This window comes from Pseudomonas sp. CH61 (assembly GCF_059429415.1).
In genome coordinates this window covers 5,095,104-5,112,011 of record NZ_CM182098.1, presented here as the reverse complement: position 1 = coordinate 5,112,011, position 16,908 = coordinate 5,095,104, and the positions used below count along the sequence as shown (strand labels likewise).

The 16,908-nt window shown below is 59.7% G+C and carries 14 protein-coding genes; 5 read left to right on the top strand and 9 right to left on the bottom strand.

Translation table 11 applies throughout. The features are described 5' to 3' along the window. Positions 1 to 87: 87 nt before the first annotated feature. The 8 genes from AC5SEM_RS22980 to AC5SEM_RS22945 form a co-directional block, all read right to left on the bottom strand. Positions 88 to 2,010, bottom strand: coding sequence for a PrkA family serine protein kinase (locus AC5SEM_RS22980; RefSeq protein ID WP_007910115.1), 1,923 nt, complete (start codon positions 2,008 to 2,010; stop codon positions 88 to 90). Between the two features lie 297 nt (positions 2,011 to 2,307). Next, complete coding sequence (glpE, locus tag AC5SEM_RS22975; RefSeq protein WP_016983139.1) at positions 2,308 to 2,637, bottom strand: thiosulfate sulfurtransferase GlpE; 330 nt, start codon at positions 2,635 to 2,637, stop codon at positions 2,308 to 2,310. Between the two features lie 33 nt (positions 2,638 to 2,670). Further along, on the bottom strand, positions 2,671 to 3,552 hold the full coding sequence (locus AC5SEM_RS22970; protein WP_495471326.1) for a symmetrical bis(5'-nucleosyl)-tetraphosphatase: 882 nt from the start codon (positions 3,550 to 3,552) through the stop codon (positions 2,671 to 2,673). Then, positions 3,552 to 3,932 carry a Co2+/Mg2+ efflux facilitator ApaG/CorD gene (gene apaG, locus AC5SEM_RS22965; RefSeq protein WP_008085199.1) on the bottom strand — a complete coding sequence of 127 codons (381 nt, stop codon included), beginning with the start codon at positions 3,930 to 3,932 and terminating at the stop codon, positions 3,552 to 3,554. Before apaG ends, AC5SEM_RS22970 begins: the two co-directional genes overlap by 1 nt. A 113-nt stretch (positions 3,933 to 4,045) precedes the next feature. Beyond that, entirely contained in the window at positions 4,046 to 4,864 is an 819-nt protein-coding gene (gene rsmA / locus AC5SEM_RS22960; protein WP_095122616.1) for a 16S rRNA (adenine(1518)-N(6)/adenine(1519)-N(6))-dimethyltransferase RsmA, read from the bottom strand. Further along, positions 4,861 to 5,850, bottom strand: a complete 990-nt coding sequence (pdxA, locus tag AC5SEM_RS22955) for a 4-hydroxythreonine-4-phosphate dehydrogenase PdxA (RefSeq protein WP_495471325.1) — start codon at positions 5,848 to 5,850, stop codon at positions 4,861 to 4,863. The genes rsmA and pdxA overlap by 4 nt, the downstream gene beginning before the upstream one ends. After that, positions 5,847 to 7,169 (bottom strand): peptidylprolyl isomerase SurA, encoded by a 1,323-nt coding sequence (gene surA / locus AC5SEM_RS22950; protein WP_495471324.1) that lies wholly within the window; start codon positions 7,167 to 7,169, stop codon positions 5,847 to 5,849. Before surA ends, pdxA begins: the two co-directional genes overlap by 4 nt. Continuing rightward, complete coding sequence (locus AC5SEM_RS22945; protein WP_495471323.1) at positions 7,144 to 9,945, bottom strand: LPS-assembly protein LptD; 2,802 nt, start codon at positions 9,943 to 9,945, stop codon at positions 7,144 to 7,146. The genes surA and AC5SEM_RS22945 overlap by 26 nt, the downstream gene beginning before the upstream one ends. A gap of 130 nt (positions 9,946 to 10,075) precedes the next feature. Between AC5SEM_RS22945 and AC5SEM_RS22940 the strand changes: the two genes are divergently transcribed. The 3 genes from AC5SEM_RS22940 to AC5SEM_RS22930 are packed head-to-tail and all read left to right on the top strand — an operon-like array spanning position 10,076 to position 12,532. Beyond that, positions 10,076 to 11,095: an aminoglycoside phosphotransferase family protein gene (locus AC5SEM_RS22940; RefSeq protein ID WP_495471322.1), complete on the top strand. Its 1,020-nt coding sequence runs from the start codon at positions 10,076 to 10,078 to the stop codon at positions 11,093 to 11,095. Next, the gene (gene murU / locus AC5SEM_RS22935) at positions 11,092 to 11,763 is read left to right on the top strand and encodes an N-acetylmuramate alpha-1-phosphate uridylyltransferase MurU (RefSeq protein ID WP_116028311.1); all 672 of its coding nucleotides are present in this window, start codon (positions 11,092 to 11,094) and stop codon (positions 11,761 to 11,763) included. Before AC5SEM_RS22940 ends, murU begins: the two co-directional genes overlap by 4 nt. Before the next feature lies 1 nt (position 11,764). Continuing rightward, positions 11,765 to 12,532, top strand: a complete 768-nt coding sequence (locus tag AC5SEM_RS22930; protein WP_077574762.1) for a TerB family tellurite resistance protein — start codon at positions 11,765 to 11,767, stop codon at positions 12,530 to 12,532. A gap of 123 nt (positions 12,533 to 12,655) precedes the next feature. Here AC5SEM_RS22930 and AC5SEM_RS22925 read toward each other — a convergent pair whose 3' ends face one another. Then, positions 12,656 to 13,645, bottom strand: coding sequence for an alpha/beta hydrolase family protein (locus AC5SEM_RS22925; RefSeq protein ID WP_077574761.1), 990 nt, complete (start codon positions 13,643 to 13,645; stop codon positions 12,656 to 12,658). Between the two features lie 73 nt (positions 13,646 to 13,718). Between AC5SEM_RS22925 and AC5SEM_RS22920 the strand changes: the two genes are divergently transcribed. Together AC5SEM_RS22920 and AC5SEM_RS22915 are read left to right on the top strand one after the other, a co-directional pair. Next, positions 13,719 to 16,115 (top strand): PAS domain-containing sensor histidine kinase, encoded by a 2,397-nt coding sequence (locus AC5SEM_RS22920; RefSeq protein ID WP_495471321.1) that lies wholly within the window; start codon positions 13,719 to 13,721, stop codon positions 16,113 to 16,115. An 85-nt stretch (positions 16,116 to 16,200) separates the two neighbouring features. After that, positions 16,201 to 16,830 (top strand): response regulator, encoded by a 630-nt coding sequence (locus tag AC5SEM_RS22915; protein ID WP_008085218.1) that lies wholly within the window; start codon positions 16,201 to 16,203, stop codon positions 16,828 to 16,830. The last annotated feature ends 78 nt before the right edge of the window (positions 16,831 to 16,908 follow it).

Below are 16,908 nucleotides of genomic sequence, written 5' to 3'. Positions count from 1 at the left end.
TCAAGCTGCAAGTAAAAGCAGGTTCCCGGGGATCACTGGGTTACGCGCTTTGTTCTTGCAGCTCGTAGCTGGAAGCTTGCTGCTGCTTCACTGCGACTTCCGGACCCGTAGGTACCATTCGGACAGCAGTCGTACCTGTTTGTCGGTATAGCCACGTTCGACCATGCGTGTAACGAAGTCGTTGTGCTTTTGCTGATCCTCTTTGCTGGCCTTGGCGTTGAAGCTGATGACTGGCAGCAGGTCCTCGGTGTTCGAGAACATTTTCTTCTCGATGACCACCCGCAGTTTTTCGTAACTGAGCCAGGTCGGGTTCTTGCCGTTGTTGTTGGCCCGTGCGCGCAACACGAAGTTGACGATCTCGTTGCGGAAATCCTTCGGATTGCTGATGCCGGCCGGCTTCTCGATTTTCTCCAGTTCTTCGTTCAGAGCGACGCGGTTGAGAATCTCGCCGGTTTCCGGGTCGCGGTATTCCTGATCCTGAATCCAGAAGTCGGCGTACAGCACGTAGCGGTCGAAGATGTTCTGGCCGTACTCGCTGTAAGACTCAAGGTACGCGGTCTGGATCTCCTTGCCGATGAATTCGATATAACGCGGTGCCAGATACTCTTTCAGGTAGCGCAGATAGCGCTCGCGGGTTTCGGCCTGGAATTGTTCCTGTTCGATCTGCTGTTCCAGTACATAGAGCAGATGCACCGGGTTGGCGGCGATTTCATGCGGATCGAAGTTGAAGACCTTGGAGAGGATCTTGAAGGCGAAGCGGGTCGACAGACCGTTCATGCCTTCATCGACGCCTGCCGAGTCGCGATATTCCTGAATCGACTTGGCCTTTGGATCGGTGTCCTTGAGGTTTTCGCCGTCGTAGACGCGCATTTTCGAATAGATGTTGGAGTTTTCCGGCTCCTTGAGGCGTGACAGGACAGTGAACTGCGCCAGCATTTTCAGGGTGTCCGGTGCGCAATGGGCCTTGGCCAGTGAGCTGTTGAACAGCAGTTTGTCGTAGATCTTCACTTCGTCGCTGACGCGCAGGCAGTACGGCACTTTGACGATGTAGATCCGGTCGATGAACGCTTCGTTGTTCTTGTTGTTGCGGAAGGTGTGCCACTCCGATTCGTTGGAGTGGGCGAGCAGGATCCCGGTGAACGGAATCGCGCCGAGGCCTTCGGTACTGTTGTAGTTGCCTTCCTGAGTCGCGGTCAGCAATGGGTGTAGCACCTTGATCGGTGCCTTGAACATTTCGACGAATTCCATCAGGCCCTGGTTGGCCCGGCACAGCGCACCGGAATAGCTGTAGGCGTCGGCGTCGTTCTGTGGGTATTCCTCGAGTTTACGGATGTCGACTTTACCAACCAGTGCGGAAATGTCCTGGTTGTTCTCGTCACCCGGTTCGGTCTTGGCCACGGCGATCTGGTTAAGGATCGACGGGTACAGTTTGACCACGCGGAACTGGCTGATGTCGCCGCCGAATTCGGCCAGGCGTTTGGTCGCCCATGGCGACATGATGGTGTTCAGGTAGCGCCGCGGGATACCGAAGTCTTCTTCGAGGATCGCGCCATCTTCGGTGGCGTTGAACAGACCCAAAGGCGATTCGAATACCGGCGAGCCCTTGATCGCGTAGAAGGGCACTTTCTCGATCAGCTGTTTCAGCTTCTCGGCCAGCGACGATTTACCGCCGCCGACGGGGCCGAGCAGATAGAGGATTTGTTTCTTCTCTTCCAGGCCTTGGGCGGCATGGCGGAAATACGAAACGATCTGGTCGATGCATTCTTCCATCCCGTGGAAGTCTTCAAAGGCCGGATAGCGACGGATCACCTTGTTGGAGAAGATGCGTGACAGCCTCGAGTTGGTCGAGGTGTCGAGCAGTTCCGGCTCGCCGATGGCCAGTAATAGACGCTCGGCGGCGGAAACGTAGGCGCTACGGTCTTTCTTGCACAGCTCCAGGTACTCTTGCAGCGAGAGTTCTTCCTGGCGTGTGGACTCGAAGCGTTGTTGGAAGTGGCTAAAGATACTCATGACGTCACCTCGCTCGATACGTGGAGCCGACGCCGGATCACTCAGTCGATGCTGGCAAGCAGCCGCAGTAGCAGCCGATTGTTTACCCCCCAGAACACTTCCACGATCGACAATCGTGAAAGTCACTCCCGATGACCCGTGCGCCGGTGTACCGGCTCTCCCCTGTTTTGGATGGCCTGGGCTTAAGGATAGTTGGGAATTCAGGAGGTAAAGGCGAGATACGTAATTAGTTGTGGCAAGACCGTTCGTCTGCCCGCGCAGGCCCGCGTCAGCCGGGGCCTGCGCGTGACAAAAAAATTATTCGGCGGTGCCTTGCGCGGTTTCCGCAGGATAAGTCGTACGCCACAATTCGAAGCCGCCGTCCATGCTGTAGACGTCGGAGAAGCCTTGGCTGATCAGGTAGGCCGCAGCACCCTGGCTGGAATTGCCGTGGTAGCAGACGACTACGGTCGGTGCATCGAGGTCAGCGCCTTGGATAAAGGCGTGCAGCGAATGATTGTCCAGATGCTTCGAGCCACTGATATGCAGGGCGGCAAAAGTCGCCGGATCGCGGACATCGACGACAACGGCACCTTGCTCACGCAGGGCCTGGGCCTGTTCCGGGGGGATTCGTTTGAATTCGCTCATGGCGGGTTCCTGTTGCTCGGCTGAAAACGCAGTCTAACGCGGGACGCTGACTGGCGAGGTTTCGGGGATAAGTGGTGCGACGCTTGGCGCTATGCCGCCGTGTTCATCGCATTTGCAGGACAGGCGTTCACCGCTGTCGACGTTCATCAGGGTCAGGCTACCGCCCCAGACACAACCAGTGTCCAGCGCCGAGATGCCTGGCTCATGGATATTGCCTTCGAGTGCCGCCCAGTGGCCGAAGATGATGCGCAGACCCTTGGTCTTGCGGTCCCGGTGCTGGAACCACGGTTTGTAACCGGGAGGGGCGGTGTCGAGGCCTTCCTTGCTCTTGAGGTCGAGCTTGCCTTCGGCGGTGCAGAAACGCATGCGCGTGAAATAGTTGGTGATGACGCGCAGGCGGGCCACACCTTTGAGATCGTTGTCCCATTTCGCCGGCTCATTTCCATACATGCCGTCGAGGTAGGCCGGAAACAGGTTGTCGTCACGCAGGGCGGTTTCGACTTCATCAGCGCATTTCAGGGCGCGGCGCAGTGACCATTGCGGTGGAATGCCCGCGTGAACCATGGCGACATCACGCGTCTCGTCGTAGTGCATCAGCTTTTGTTGGCGCACCCATTCAAGCAGTTCGGCACTGTCCGGCGCTTCGAGAATCTCGCGCAGGGTGTCGGACTTCTTTAAACGCTCGATATTCTTTGCGGCAGCAAGCAAGTGCAGGTCGTGGTTGCCGAGTACGCAGATCAGCGACTCACGCATGCCATACAGAAAACGCAGGGTTTCCAGCGACTGCGGGCCTCGGTTGACCAAATCACCCACCAGCCACAGTCGATCGATTTTCGGGTCGAACGCGACTTGCCTGAGCAGGCATTTCAGCGGTTCGAGGCAGCCTTGCAGGTCGCCGACGGCATACGTCGCCATCAGTGCAGGGCTCCGGGGACGGCGAGGCGGAAGGGCTTGATGATCGCGTCGAAATGCTTGCCGTCAGTGGCGACCATTTCGTAGGTGCCTTGCATGGTACCGACCTTGGTGGTCATTACCGTGCCGCTGCTGTAGGTGTGGCTCTGGCCGGCATCAATCAAGGGTTGTTGGCCGACGACGCCGGCGCCACGCACCTCTTCGACATGCCCGTCGCCATCGGTGATCACCCAGTGTCGCGACATCAGGCGCGCAGGCTGCTCGCCATTGTTCTGCACAGTAATGGTGTAGGCGAAGGCGAAGCGGTCGTGCTCGGGTTGCGATTGGTCTGCCAGATAGTGGGTAACGACGCTGACATCGACCTGGTAACGGGAATCGGACATGCAAGAGGCCTTAAACGAAGCGGAACGCGGGGCGTAGCTGATGGGGAATCAGTCTAGGCAAGTATCGGGCAGTAAACCAGAGTGGCGTCCTGCCCGATAGCGTTCATCGTTTATCAGTCGGCGGCGGGGGAGGCCGGGACTTGTACCGCCAACTGGTCGGCCAGGCGTACGAACGCCGCCAGATCCAGTTGCTCCGGACGCAGGCTGCCATCAACGCCGGCTGCTTCGATCTCGGCATTGCTGAGCAATTGCTTGAGGGTGTTGCGCAAAGTCTTGCGGCGTTGGTTGAACGCTTCGCGCACAACACGCTCCAGTAACTTGTGATCCTTGGCCGGGTGCGGCAGTACCGCGTGCGGCACCAGACGGACGATCGCCGAGTCGACTTTCGGCGGCGGGTTGAACGCGCCCGGGCCAACGTTGAACAGGTGCTCTACGCGGCAGTGATACTGAACCATGATCGACAGGCGACCCCAGTCACCACCGCCAGGGCCTGCGGCCAGACGCTCGACTACTTCTTTCTGCAGCATGAAGTGCATGTCGCGAATGATGCCGGCGTTGTTCAGCAGGTGAAAAATCAGCGGCGTGGAGATGTTGTACGGCAGGTTGCCGACCACACGCAGGCTGTTCGGCGCGGCGTTGAGCGTGTTGAAGTCGAACTTCAGCGCATCGCCCTGGTGCAGGTTGAAATTGCTCTTGCCGGCAAACTGCTGGTTGAGGATCGGAATCAGATCCTTGTCCAGTTCCACCACGTCGAGTTGCGCGCCGGAGTTCAGCAGGCCGGCGGTCAATGCGCCCTGGCCCGGGCCGATTTCCAGCAGGCGGTCTTCAGACTTGGCGCTGATGGAGCGCAGGATGCGGTCGATAACCCCGGCATCGTGCAGGAAGTTCTGGCCAAAGCGTTTGCGCGCCTTGTGTTGGTATTGCTCGGTCATAAACGGGTCTCGGCCATCTGGTAGGCGGTTTCCAGGGCGACTTGCAGGCTGCCGGTGTCGATCTTGCCGCTGCCGGCCAGATCCAGGGCCGTGCCGTGATCGACCGATGTGCGGATGATCGGCAGACCCAGGGTCACGTTGACGGCAGCGCCGAAGCCTTTGTACTTGAGCACAGGCAAGCCCTGGTCGTGGTACATCGCCAGCACTGCGTCGCAGTGCTCCAGATATTTGGGGGTAAACAGAGTGTCGGCAGGCAGCGGGCCACGAAGGTCCATGCCCTCGCCGCGCAGGCGCTCTAATGTCGGTTCAATGATGTCGATTTCTTCATGGCCCAAGTGTCCGCCTTCTCCAGCGTGCGGGTTGAGCCCGCAGACAAGGATACGTGGCTGGGCGATGCCGAATTTGTTTTGCAGGTCGCTGTGCAGAATCCGTGTAACCCGTTCCAGCCGTTCCGGTGTGATTGCGTCGGCAATCTCGCGCAGGGGCAGGTGAGTGGTGACCAGTGCCACACGCAAACCGCGGGTGGCGAGCATCATCACGACTTGGGCGGTTTGGGTCAGGTCAGCGAGGAATTCCGTGTGCCCGGAAAAGGCGATACCTGACTCGTTGATCACGCCCTTGTGCACAGGGGCGGTGATCATCCCGGCGAAGTCGCCGTTGAGGCAGCCATTACCGGCGCGGGTCAGGGTTTCGAGGACGAACGCGGCGTTGGCCTTGTCCAGTTGCCCGGCTACCACGGGGGCGCTGAGCGGTGTGTCCCAAACGTACAGGCTGTTGGCGGGCGCCGGAGCATCCGGCCAACGGCCAGGCGCAACATCCAGCAAAGTGACGGCCAGCCCCAGCTGCGCGGCCCGCTCGGAGAGCAGGTCGCGGCTGGTAATGGCAATCAGGGGATGTGGCTGGGCTTGCGAGGCGAGCAGCAGGCACAGGTCGGGACCGATGCCGGCTGGTTCGCCGGGTGTCAACGCGAAACGCTGGGGTTTCACTGCGCTGCCTGGTCTGCACCAGGGAGTTTGATCTCTACGTACGCTTCGTCACGGATCTGACGCAGCCAGGTTTGCAGCTCTTCGTCGTATTTGCGGTTACGCAGTACGGTCATGGCTTGCTGCTCGCGGGCCTGTTCGGTGCTGTCGGTGGCGCGGCGGCCAAGGACTTCCAGAACGTGCCAGCCGTATTGGGTCTGGAATGGCTTGGACAGCTGACCTTGTGGGGTCTTGGCCATCACTTCGCGGAATTCCGGTACCAATGCGTTCGGGTCGATCCAGTTCAGGTCGCCGCCGTTAAGCGCCGAGCCCGGGTCTTCGGAGTAGCTTTTCGCCAGAGTGGCGAAATCTTCACCTGCGAGGATGCGTTCATACAAAGATTGAACCAGCGCCTTGGTCTTCGCTTCATCACGAATCGGGCTTGGCTTCACCAGAATATGGCGTACATGCACTTCATCGCGCATCTGCGCTTCGCCACCGCGTTTTGCCAGCAGCTTGAGGATGATGAAGCCACCCGGTGTGCGTGCAGGTTGCGTGATGTCGCCGACGGCCATGCTGCTCAACTCGCGGTCGAACGGCGGTGGCAATTGTGCGGCTTTACGCCAGCCCATGTCGCCGCCTTCCAGAGCGTTGTCGCTACCGGACTTGGCCACGGCCATCTGACCGAAGTCAGCGCCTTGCTTGAGTTGCTGGTAAACCGCCATCGCCGTACGGGCAGCGCTCTGAATGGCGTCAGAGTTGGCGCTTTCCGGCGTCGGGATCAGGATGTTGGCCAGGTGCAGCTCTTCGGACAGTTGCATTTTGCCCAGGTCGGAGGCGAGGAAGTTCTTCACTTCCTGCTCGGAGACCTGAATGCGTTCTGCCACGCGGCGCTGACGTACGCGGCTGATGACCATTTCGCGTTTGATCTGGTCACGGGCGTCGTCGTAGGACAGGCCGTCGCGAGCCAGAGCAGCACGGAACTGCTCAACCGTCATGTTGTTGCGCTGAGCAATGGTACCGACTGCCTGGTTCAATTCTTCGTCGGTGATGCGGATGCCGGAACGCTCGCCAATCTGCAGTTGCAGGTTTTCGACGATCAGACGCTCGAGCACCTGTTGATCCAGTACGCCAGGAGGCGGCAAGCCGCCACCACGCTTGGCGATGGTCTGCTGCACTTCATGAACGCGCTGGTCCAGTTGGCTCTGCATGACCACGTCGTTGTCGACGATCGCGACCACTTTATCGATGGATTGAACTGCGGCGTTAGCCGCAGTACCCAGGAACAGCGCGCCCAGCATCAGCGGGCGCAGACAATCAGAAAGCTTGGTCTTCACGTTCACGATAACCTTGAATGCCTTTGTCGAGGAAGCTCTCTACCTTGGCGCCGGTCAGGCCGCCGAGTCCCTTCAGAACAATTTGGAGGAAGACGCCATGGTCGCCTTTTTCGTTTTGCGGAGCTTCCTGGCTGAACTCGTCATAGGAAACCCAGTAACGGTTGATCAGGCGCAGTTTCCAGCAGCAGTTGTCGTACTCGAAACCACCGAAGGCTTCCAGCGTACGGTTGCGGTTGTAGTCGTACTGCCAGCGGCTGATTGCGTTCCACTGTGGAACGATCGGCCAGATGACCGAGAAGTCATGCTGCTGGATCTTGTAGTAGTCCTTCACGTAGCCAGGCGTGCCTGGTGTGCCGTAGTCACCACCGCCCACCGACCATTTACCGGTGTTCTGGTCGTAACGAACCTGGTCGTTGCGATAGCGATAACCGGCGTTGATGACCTTGTTCGGGTTGTCTTCAGGCTGGTAGTGGAACATCGCGCTGCCGGAACGCGGGCTGCGGCTGTCCGGATCCCAGTTGTAGTCGGCCGTGGTGCGCCAATCGCGGTTCCAGCGGTATTCATATTCGAGTGCGTATGGCGAGACGTCGGACTGGGCATCTTTGCGATCCTTGAACGCGATGCCTGGCAGTTGTACTTCACGATCCTTGAAGTAGTAAGCCTGACCGACGCTGATGCGTTGACGCTCGAAACCGTTGTCTTCAATCCAGCGGCTGGTCACGCCCAGCGACAGCTTGTTCTCGTCGCCGACACGGTCGGAGCCGGAGAAGCGGTTGTCGCGGAACAGCGAGGCGTAGTTGAAGGTGTATTCGCTGGTGTCGAATACTGGAATATCTTCCTGATCAACCTTCGGTACATAGAGGTAGAACAGGCGCGGTTCCAGGGTCTGGCGGTAGTTTTTGCCAAAGAACGACGTATTGCGGTCGAAATACAGGCCGCTGTCGATACTGGCGATTGGTACGCCACGGTTCTGGTTGCTGTCGAATTCACCGTTGAGTTTTTTCTGCTCAGCAGTCATCGCATCGATCTGCGATTTACCGGTGTTGTCCAGGTCCAGCTGGTACTGGGTGTACTGATACTTGAGCGACGGTTTCAGGAAGCCGTAGGTCCAGTTCATCGGCAGACTGACGCCCGGTTTGAGATTCAAACGGTCGCCATTGGCACGTGCCAGACCCGTAATGTTGTTGTCCAGGCGCGGTTCGGTTGTGACGCCGTCTTCCTGTACAAAAGTGCCACTTCTCAGATCACGGTCGAAACGAACCAGCTCCGTCTCGTAATCGAAGTTCAGACCTTCCGGGTGATACGGCAGCTGTCCATTGAAGGTGATCTGCGGCAGACGATCGTACGGCGTGATGTTCGAAACGGTTGCTAGTTGATACGCCTGAGCATTCAGGCGAGCGGTATAGCTGTCACCACGGTAAGTCACCGAACCCTGCTGGTTCACGTAGTCAGAACTTTTCACACCGATCTGATCGGTCTGCAGATCCTGGAAGTAATAAGGATCGCTGATCTTGGTGTAGTCAACCTGGGTGAGCACGCGGGAGTCGAGACCGCCCTTGTGCTGCCAGTTGTACATGTAGCGAGTCTCGCTGTAGTCGGACTGACGCTTGCGATCATCGTCCTCGTCATTGAGGTACGCCGCGCCGAACTGACCTTCACTCGACTTGGTCAGGTAACGGAACTCACCTTCCACCAACATGCCACGCTTGCTCATGTAGCGCGGGTACAACGTGGCATCGTAGTTCGGCGCCAGGTTGAAGTAGTAAGGAGTGACCAGCATGAAGCCGGTATCGCTGCCGGTGCCGATGGTCGGCGGCAGGAAGCCCGACTGACGACGGTCGTCGATCGGGAAGTAGATGTACGGCGTGTACAGAATCGGAATGTCTTTTACGCGCAACGTCACGTTGGTCGCGGTACCGAAACCGGTAGCCGGGTTCAAGGTGATGTTGTTGCCCTTGAGCTGCCAGGCGTTGCTGTTCGGTTCGCACGTGGTGTACGTGCCGTCCTTCAGGCGGATGATCGCGTTTTCCGCACGCTTGGCGTACAGCGCGTTGCCGCGAATGCGCGATTTGTGCATCACGTATTCGGCGTTGTCGACCTTGGCTTCACCGGTGTCGAGCTGCACATCGGCGTGGTCGCCGACGATCAGCGCGCCGTTGTCGCGGATACGTACATCGCCATTGAGTTCGGCGCGGCTCTCGGCCTGATACAGGCTGGCCTCGTCGGACTCGACCTGCATGCTGCCCTGACGCAGGACGACATCGCCAGCCAGCGTACCGACTTGATCATCGGTGTTATAGCGCGAGGCTTTTGCGCCGATAAAGGTCGGAGCATCGCTTTTATTCGTCTTGTCATTCATGCCAGGACGAGTGGGTTCGATATAGGCACCAGAGCAGTAAGGCCCGGTCTCGGCCAATTGAGCGGCGGTGAGCTTCTCGCGCGGAACCCAGTCGAGGTGACTGAAGTCTTCGCTACGGGATTTCAAACCGCGGCCCTTGGCTTCGGTGACCAGCGCCGTTTTAGGCGCTGCGTCGGCAGCCGAACCGGTCTCGGTCGCAGCTTCGCCGGTAGCGCTGACGGCACTGCCGTCATGCACCGGACGCGGCGGCAACGCAGCAGCGGTTGATTTGGGCGCACAGGCCCAACCACCCGAAGCCGAGACGGAGCAGTCATACTGCTCGGCGGCAACAACGAATTGACTGGCCAGAGGTTGCATAGCCAGCAGACTGCCGGTTACCAACAACGGAAATTTTTTACGAAACGCGGGGGATTTCAATGCCATCTTATTAGTCCGGGCTTCCTGCGTGCCATCTGCCCGCGGTGTGGGCCGCACGCCTCTCGATGGTCTGAAAAAGATGCTGGATAATAAAGCATGACCCGCTTGACGGCTAGCGCCGTCGGAGACCCTTGCAATGCCTGACCAAGATGTACGCTTGCAACACCTGAAAGTTTGGCTCGATGAGCAGTTGGCAAACCTGTTTGCAGATCAGGGCTGGGGCACCGTGCCCCCGGCCACGTTGACCGCGGCCAGCAGCGACGCGAGTTTCCGCCGTTACTTCCGTTGGGAAGGTGAAGGTCGCAGCTTCGTCGTGATGGACGCTCCGCCGCCCCAGGAAAACTGCAAACCGTTCGTGGATATCGCTTTTTTGCTGGCGAAATCCGGAATAAATGTGCCGAAAATTTACGCCGAAGACCTCGAGCGCGGATTTCTTTTGCTCAATGACCTGGGCAACCAGACCTATCTCGACGTGATCGATGGCGAAAATGCCGACGCATTGTTCAACGATGCCTTGCAAGCGCTGCTGGCTTTTCAGCAGTTGCCGATGGTTGCACCGTTGCCGAGTTACGACGTTGCGTTGCTGCGTCGTGAGCTGGAACTGTTCCCCGAGTGGTATGTGAAACATGAGCTCGGCGTCGAATTCGATTCGACTCAGCAACAGCAGTGGCAGCAGGTCAGCGATCTGCTGATCGACAGCGCACTCGCCCAGCCCAAAGTGCTGGTGCACCGCGACTACATGCCGCGCAACCTGATGCTCAGCGAGCCGAACCCCGGCGTGCTGGATTTCCAGGATGCAGTTTACGGCCCGGTGACCTACGACGTGACGTGCCTGTTCAAGGACGCCTTCCTCAGTTGGCCTGAAGAACGCGTGCGTGGCTGGCTGGAAAGTTATTGGCAGCAAGCCTCGGCGCTGAATATTCCGGTGCAGCCGGACTTCGAGGACTTCCTGCGCGCCAGCGACGTGATGGGCGTGCAGCGTCACCTGAAAGTCATCGGCATCTTCGCGCGTATCTGCCACCGCGATGGCAAGCCGCGTTATCTGGCCGACGTGCCGCGTTTCTTCTCTTATATAGAAGCGGTGATTGCGCGTCGTCCGGAACTGGCGGAGCTGCAAGCGCTGTTCACCAGCCTGCGGGGTGGAGCAACAGCATGAAGGCAATGATTCTGGCGGCAGGCAAAGGCGAGCGTATGCGCCCGCTGACCCTGACCACGCCGAAACCACTGGTGCGTGCCGGCGGTGTTCCCCTGATCGAATATCACCTGCGCGCCCTGGCGGCTGCGGGGTTCAACGAGATCGTGATCAATCACGCCTGGCTCGGTCAGCAGATCGAAGATTACCTGGGCGACGGTTCGCAATTTGGCGTGAGCATTCAGTACTCGCCGGAAGGTGAGCCACTGGAAACCGGCGGCGGGATTTTCCGTGCGCTGCCGTTGCTCGGCGATGACGCCTTCCTGGTGGTCAACGGTGATATCTGGACCGATTACGACTTCAGCGTGCTGCATCAGCCGATCAACGGGCTCGCACATCTGGTACTGGCCGACAATCCGGCGCATCACCCGAGTGGAGATTTCACTTTGGTCGATGGCAAGGTGCACGACGGTCAGCCGGACGCTGCGACCCTGACCTACAGCGGCATCGCGGTGCTGCATCCTCAGCTGTTCGACGGCTGCATCGACGGCGCCTTCAAACTGGCGCCGCTGTTGCGCAACGCCATGGCGGCTGACGAGGTCACGGGCGAGCGACTGAAAGGTCACTGGGTGGATGTCGGTACGCACGAGCGTCTGGCTGAAGCTGAAACCTTGATAGAAGCGAGTCGCTGACATGTTGTGGCCAGGGACTCTGATTGGAGCCGGAGCGGGTTTTGCGATCGCCAGCATTCCGGGGGCCATGCTTGGGGCATTGTTGGGGCAGGCGCTGGATCGGCGCTTGCACTTGCAGAGCTGGGGACACTTGCGGGAAAAGCTCGGCGGTCGGCCGATGCTGCGTAACGACGAACTGTTGTTTGTGTTGCTCGGACGTCTGGCCAAAAGTGACGGTCGAGTCACCGATGGCCATATCCAGCAGGCGCGCAACGAGATGCGCGCGCTGGAAATGAGTGAGCCGGCGACGCGTCGGGCGATTGCCGCGTTCAACCGCGGCAAGTCGGAAAATGACAATCTGCGTGGCTATCTGCGGCGCTTGAGCGCGCAGCCTCATGCCGCCGAGGGTGTGTTGCGGGCGTGCTGGCGGATGGTCTGGGCCGATGGTCGTGCGGGCGTCAGCGAGCGGGAATTGTTGGCGCAGTGGGGCAAATGGCTGGGCTGGACATCGCAGCAGGTTCAGGCCCTGGCCAATGATTACGAGCCGGGCAAACGACCGATCGTCAGCGCTGCGGTGAGTTATCAGGAGGCGATGCGTTTATTGGGCGTGTCGGCGTCCAGCGAACCGGCGCAGATCAAGCGAGCCTATCGGCGTCTGCTCAGTCGTCATCATCCGGACAAGATTGCCGGTACGGGGGCGACGCCAGCGCAGGTGCGCGAAGCGACCGATAAAACCCGCGAGCTGCACAATGCCTACACGTTGATTCGTGAGCGGCGGGATTTTCGCTAGTCGTTAGAGGTGTAGCGACTGCGCTGGCTTCTTCGCGAGCAGGCTCGCTCCCACAATGGATTGTGTACGCAGATCCAATGTGGGAGCGAGCCTGCTCGCGAAGGGGGCGACGCGGTTTACCGATCAGTCCGGATTCTGCGGATTCAGCCAGCCACGCACCCGGCGGAACAACTGTTCCTGTTCAGCCTTGTTATCCGGCAAAGCCTTGAGCGCGACCTGGCTGAACGCCGAGGTCTTCAAGCGCTTGCTCGCTTGCATGCGCTCCAGCGCTGCGTTGCGATCCAGCGGCTTGTCCATGTAGAAAATATCCACGGTCGGCAATTTCAACGTCGGCGTCAGTTCTACCAGCGCCGGTTTGGCCTTGGTCGGTGTCAGCACATCAACCATGACGAACTTTTCGACCTGCGAAGTTTGTTTTTCGCTCAAGTAGCGCGCGGCCCAATAAGCACCGGTGCCGTGTCCGAGCACGACTATGCTGCGCGCGCTCTGCTGCTCGGCGTAGGCAATCGCCGCGTCGATGCGCGCGAAGATTCGTTCGGCGTCAGCCTTGGATTGCTCTTCAGTGGTTTCGGCGACCACTTGATCCGCCACTTCGGCTTCACCGCCAGCGGCTTGCTCGATTGGCTGTGCGGTGGTGGCGTCCTTGCTGCCGCTTTCCGGTGCCTTCGGCGCCGCAGCTGCTTCGACGACGCGCGGGGCAATGGTATCGCTTTGCAGGTCAGGCAGCGTGATGCTCAGGCTGCTCCAATCGGCGTTTGGCAGTTTTTGTCGCAATGGGCCGATCGCCTGCGGCCAGTCGGCGGTTTCGCCGGCGCCGGGGATGATGATCACCGCGCCTTTGGGCTCGGCGGTGTTGGCCGGTTTCCACAGGGCGAGGAAGGTGTCGCTGCCGGCCTGCAACTGTTGCTGTTCTTGTGCCGGGACTTTACGTTCCAGTGCAGCGGCTTCTTCCTGACTACGCTCAAGCAGTGGCTGGCGTTCGGCCGGTTTTTCTTCGGCCGGTTTTTCCGCCGTGGCGGCGGGTGCCGGATCGGCGGCTTCGACGGAAAACGCACAAGGCAGGAGCAGCGACAGGCACAATGCTGGCATTGCCAGGCGGTAAACAGAGGGCATCGGTCATTCCAGGCCAGAAAGTATCCCGGCAGCCTAATGGGTTGGTCAGAATTTGTCAGTGTATGAGACTTCAATGAAGCGATTTTGCTGCCTGTGGGTTATCGGCTGTTTATGGTTTCCCTTGATGGGCTGGGCGGCGCCTGCGCCGCCGTCTCATCTCGCACAGTTGTCGGCGGGCCAGCAGCAATGGCTGGCGCAGCACAATGAATTGCGCGTCGGTCTGGTGTTGCAAGCGCCGTTTGCGCAATACGACCGGCGTTTGCAGAAGCTGTCCGGGGCCAACGTCGAACTGATGAAGTTGCTGGCCAAGTCGCTCAATGTCGAACTGAGCTGGCGCAATTTTCAGGATCTCGCGCAACTGGAAACCGCCGTGCGCGAGGGCGAGATCGATATCGCCCCGGGCCTGAGCCAAACCCCGAGCGCCCTGCGTCTGTGGCAGTTTTCCGATCCCTATATGCGCGTGCCGCAACTGGTGGTCAGTGATCAGAAAGCCAGTGGCGTAGTCGATCTGGAAAAGCTCGATAGCCAGGCCCGCGTCGCCGTGCGCATGCCCAGCAGCACCGCTGACTATCTGCGCGGCAACTATCCCCATCTGAATCTGCAAGGCGTGCCGCTCGAACGTCAGGCCTTGCAGTTGCTGTTGAGTCAGCAGGCTGCCTACGCCGTGGTTGATGAAGCGCAGCTCGGGCGCTTGTCGGTAGAGCCGGAGTTCGCCGAACTAGTGGTGGTCGGCGATATCGGCCTGCCGCAACTGCTGCGAGTCGGCTCGCGCCGCGATTGGCCTGAGTTGGCCGGCATCGTGCAAAGTGCGCTGCGCGCGATCCCGGCCAAGGATCTGGAGCAACTGCACAACCAATGGCTGCAACCGAAATATCCGCGACTGTCGGAGTCACCAGGCTTTTGGCAGAACCTCAGCCTGTTGTTTGCGGTGATGCTGCTCAGTTGTGTCGCGATCGTGTTCTGGCAGCGCCGCCAACAGCACAGCCTTGAGCAGCGACTGCTGGCCGCCCGGGAAGACATCGCCTTGCGCGCGGCCAGCGAAGAAGCGCTGCGGTTGACGCAGTTCTCCATTGATCAAAGCACCGTCGGCATCCTCTGGGTCAACTGGGACAGCCATGTGCGCTACGCCAATCGCGCGGCAGAAATCATGCTCGGGTATGCCTCGGGCGGACTGATCGAACGGCCATTGATCGACTTCGAGCCGGGTCTGCACATGGATCGCTGGCTTAACCTGTGGAAACGCGCGCGGGCCAGCGAAGAAGGGCCGCTGAGTTTCGAAACCAGCTGCGTGCGCGCCGATGGCAGTATTTTGCCGGCGGATGTCTCGCTGAGTTTCCTTCGTTTTCGCGACAGCGAGTACCTGGTGGTTTACCTCACCGACGTCACCGATCGCCGTCGCGCCCTCGCCGCGTTGCAGGAAAGCGAGGCGCGTCTGCAAGGCATCGCCGCCAACGTGCCGGGATTGGTGTTCCGTCTGGAGCGGGCACCGGTGACCGGGCAGATCGACTTTGCCTACATCAGCGAAGGCAGCGAAAGTCTGGTCGGCTACGCGCCGGCCGTTATCGCTCATCGCGACATGGGCCTGCGCAGTCTGGTGCATCCGGATGACAAGGCCAGTTATCACCGCACTCAGGATCAGGCGCTGGACACCGACAGCGACTGGTCGTGGCAGGGCCGAATCCTTACGCGTCAGGGCCAGCAGCGCTGGGCCGAGATCAAGGCGATCACCCGGCAACTGGAGGATGGCGCCTACGTCTGGGACGGCATCGTCTGGGACATCACCGAGAGCAAGCGTATCGAGCTGGAGCTGGCCGCCTCCCGTGAGCAACTGCGCGAACTGTCGGCGCACCTTGAGAGCGTGCGTGAAGAAGAGAAGGCGCGAATTGCCCGCGAGGTTCACGATGAATTGGGGCAGATGTTGACCGTGCTGAAACTGGAAACATCGATGTGCGAACTGGCCTACGCGCAACTCGATCCGGGACTGAACGAGCGGCTGAACAGCATGAAGCGCCTGATCGCCCAGTTGTTCCAGTTGGTGCGCGATGTGGCGACGGCGCTGCGACCGCCGATTCTCGATGCCGGGATTGCGTCGGCGATCGAATGGCAGGCGCGGCGGTTTGAAGCGCGGACGCAGATTCCGTGTCTGGTGCAGGTGCCGGACAATCTGCCGGCGCTGAGCGATGCCAAGGCGATAGGGTTGTTTCGGATTTTGCAGGAGGCGCTGACCAATGTGATGCGTCATGCTCAGGCGCATACTGTGGAACTGACGCTGGCGCTGGAAGGCGACGAATTGTGTCTGACGGTCAGTGATGATGGCGTAGGGTTTGTCCCCGCTGCCGGTCGGCCGACTTCGTTTGGGCTGGTGGGCATGCGTGAGCGGGTGCTGATCATGGGCGGGCGGTTGGTGCTGGAGAGTGAGCCGGGGGAGGGCACCAGTCTGATGGTGCGGGTGCCGGTGAGTGAGGTCTGAAAGTCTGTAGTGTTTGGGCTGACGCTATCGCGAGCAGGCTCACTCCTACAGGGAATGGTGTGTACCTGAAATCTGGAGAAAAGATTTGATCCGTGTACTGGTAGCCGAAGACCACACCATCGTGCGTGAGGGCATCAAGCAATTGATCGGCCTGGCCAAAGATCTGCAAGTGGTGGGCGAGGCGAGCAATGGCGAGCAACTGCTGGAGACGCTGCGCCATGTTCCGTGCGAAGTGGTATTGCTCGATATCTCCATGCCCGGCGTCAATGGACTTGAAGCGATCCCGCGCATCCGTGCGCTGAACAACCCGCCGGCGATTCTGGTGCTGTCGATGCACGACGAGGCGCAGATGGCCGCGCGGGCGCTGAAAGTCGGCGCGGCAGGGTATGCGACCAAGGACAGTGATCCGGCGCTGTTGCTCACCGCCATTCGAAAAGTCGCGGCCGGTGGGCGCTACATTGATCCGGATCTGGCCGATCGCATGGTCTTCGAAGTCGGCCTGACCGATGCACGCCCCCTGCACTCGCTGCTGTCCGAACGCGAATTCTCGGTGTTCGAACGCTTGGCCCAAGGCGCCAACGTCAACGACATCGCCCAGCAACTGGCCCTGAGCAGCAAGACCATCAGCACCCACAAGGCGCGGCTGATGCAGAAGCTCAACATCACCTCGCTGGCCGAACTGGTCAAATATGCGATGGAACACAAACTCCTCTAACAGTCACCGCGATCAAAAATTGTAGGAGTGAGCCTGCTCGCGATAGCGGTGGATCATTCACTGCAGTGTTGGCTGATC